Genomic DNA, 2920 nt, shown 5'->3' on the forward strand with positions numbered 1-2920 from the left:
GGTGCCCGACTTTATGTATGCCAATAAACGGCAGTCGGGCCGTCCTCGCCAGGCGAACGCTGAGAACCCGCGGCGGTGCCGGTTGCGAGGGTGGGTTATGCGCCTGCGGCGCATGCGGCCCTCGTCGCGCGGTGCCGGTCGTGCTTCGCACTCGCAGTCCGGACAGGACGAAAAGAACCCAATGAAACCGTTGTGAAGACTGGAGTTTCGGAGTCCTGACGTAGCGGGTCAGATCGATGCGCGAAGGATCTTGTCAGCTGGGTGCTTGCTCGTTGCAGGCACCCAGCTGGCGTGTCAGGAGTTCCGGTCATGGCGAGGTGTCGGCGAGTTCGAGGGCGGCGAGCTCGGTCCGCGCGGTGACACCGAGCTTGGGAAATGCCTTGTACAGGTGGTATCCGACGGTGCGGGGGCTGAGGAAAAGCTGCGCGGCGATGTCCCTATTGGACAGTCCGCGTGCGGCCAGCCGGATGATCTTGCGCTCCTGCGGGGTGAGCGCCGCCAGCGCTCCGTCCTCGGTTGCCGGCACGACGTCTCCGGTCGCATCGAGTTCGGCACGGGCTCGTTCCGCCCACGGTGCGGCGCCGAGCCTGCGGAACGTCTCGAACGCGCTGCGGAGGTGGGTCCTGGCCTCGGACTTGCGGCGAGCTCGGCGCAGCCATTCGCCGTACAGCAGGGCGGTTCGCGCGCGTTCGAACTGCCGGTCGTCGGGGTGGGACCGCAGCGCGGTCTCGTACAGCTCCGCCGCATCCGCGTCGGGTGCGAGCAGCGCGCGGCAGCGCTGGACGTGCGCGTCGATCCACGGCTGTTCGGCGTGGTGCGCCCAGTCGGTGAGCCGGGCGAGCGGCTCGCGGGCGTCGGCCGTTCGACCGAGCCGCGCTGCCGCCTCGATCAGGTCGGGGATGCTGCGCAGGCCGGGAAGTTGGTGCCGCACCGGCCCGGTGTGCAGGGCGGTCAGCCGGGTGAGGGCGGATTCCCACCGGGCGTTGCCGAGGTCGAGCAGCGCCAGCGCCCACTGCGCCCAGGACATGCCGGGCGGGGGTGCGCCGGGTTCGGGTGCGGTGAGCGCCTCGTCGGCGAAGGAGTGGCAGCGCTGCTCGTCACCTGCGACCGCGGCCAGGTAGGCCAGCACACCGCTGGTCTCGGCGATCCACTGGCGGTGTCCGAGCTCCTGCGCGATCTGCAGCGCCTGCGTCGCCTCGTCCCAGGCGTCGGTGTGCCGGCTCAGGAACGTCGAAGCCCGGGCGAGGCACACCAGCACCGGCGGTGTTCGGCCGATCCAGCCCTGGTCGCGGCACTGGGCGAGGAGTCCGAGGGTCACCTGGTGCGCCTCGGTGTCCTGGCCGGCGGCCTGCAGGCTGGTGGCGCCGACCAGGATCGTGTCGTGCGGACCGCCGAACCCGGTCCGCCGGGCGTCCGCGATCCGCTCCGCGAGGGAGCCCGGGTCCTCTCGCCCGATCGAGGACCGAACGACCCAGGTCAGCAGCCTGGCGACGTGGGTGAGCGGGTCGTCGGGCGGCAGCGGTAGAGCGGCCAGCCGGTCAGCGCTGTCCGCGATCTCGTTTTCTCCGAGGTACCAGGCGGTGTGCACCGCGTCGAGCATCAGGTGGGCGGCCAGCGACAAGTCGTCGGCTTGCGCGAGCGCGGCTGCTTCGGTCAGCAGCTCGCGGGCCGTGCGGAGCGAGCCGCGGTGGAACGCCGCCGCAGCGCGGACCCGGATGGCGCGGACGGTCAGGGTCGGGTCGTCGGTGCTCGCACCGGCGAGTTCGGCCATGCGCTCGACGGCACCTTCCTCGGCGGCTGCTTCGGCGGCGAGCACTAGCCGGCGGGAGTGGTCGGCTCCGGAGGGCGTCAGCTGCGCGGCCCGCTCGTAGGCCGCCGACGCGGCCGCGTAACCGCTGCGCGCGGCGGCCCGCTGAGCGGTGCGCTCCAGCTCCGCAGCGACCTGCTCGTCAGGCCCCGTGGCCACCACGGCGTGGTGCCAGGCGCGCCGGTCGGCGTCGTCCGGCTCGGTCAGGGCCTTGGCGAGGGCGGTGTGCACGACGAGGCGGAGGCTCACCGGCGCCGACTGGTAGACGGCGGACCGCACCAGGGGGTGGCGGAAGTGCACGGTGCGGTTGTCCACCCGGATCAGTCCTGCCGCCTCCGCGGGCACCAGGTCCGCCGGTCGGCAGCTGAGCGCGGTGGCCGCGCGCAGGACGACGTCGCGATCACCGGTGTCCTCGGCGGCCGCGACGAGCAGCAGGTGCTGGCTGGGTTCGGGGAGCTGCCGCACCTGGTCGAGGAACGCCGCCTGGACCGCGTCGGTCATGGGCAGGGCCTGACCGCTGACCGGTCGATCGGTGGCGAGCGCGGCCGGTAGCTCGAGGAGAGCGAGCGGATTGCCCTGCGCCTCGGCCAGCACCCGGTACCGGTCGGTGGGGGAAAGCGCGGCGGCGTGCTCGGCCAGCAGCTCGGCGGCGGCGGGCGCGTCGAGCCCGGTCAGCGGAAGCTGGGCGAGTCCGGGCGCGGCGAATCCCGGCCGGGCCGCGATGACCAGCGCGATTCCCTCGGCGTCGAGCCGCCGTGCGGCGAACAGCAGGGCCTCGGCCGACGCCCGGTCCAGCCACTGCGCGTCGTCGACGAGGCACAGGACGGGCCCGCCGTCGGCGAATTCGGCGAGCAGGGAGAGCACGGCGAGACCGACGAGCATGCGGTCGCCGGGCTCGGCCGGAGAGAGCCCGAACGCCCCGCGCAGGGCACGCGCTTGCGGCGAGGGGAGCGCGTCGGTGCCGTCGAGGGCCGGTCGCAGCAGCAGGTGCAGGCCGGCGAACGGCAGGTGCGCCTCGGATTCGATCCCGGTGCTGCGCACGATCCGCAGCCCGTCGGCGGCCGACGCCGCGTGCTCCAGCAGTGCGGTCTTGCCGATGCCCGGTTCCCCGGT

At 73.2% G+C, this 2920-nt stretch carries 1 protein-coding gene; it reads right to left on the reverse strand.

Annotation, left to right across the window (positions count from 1 at the left end):
• Positions 1-307 precede the first annotated feature (307 nt).
• On the reverse strand, positions 308-2920 hold a 2613-nt coding region (locus tag ABTZ89_RS37600), incomplete at its 5' end, for a helix-turn-helix transcriptional regulator (protein ID WP_351054028.1).

Origin of the sequence: Saccharopolyspora sp. NPDC002686 (assembly GCF_040295745.1) — a bacterium.
Classification (GTDB): Bacteria; Actinomycetota; Actinomycetes; order Mycobacteriales; family Pseudonocardiaceae; genus Saccharopolyspora; species Saccharopolyspora oryzae.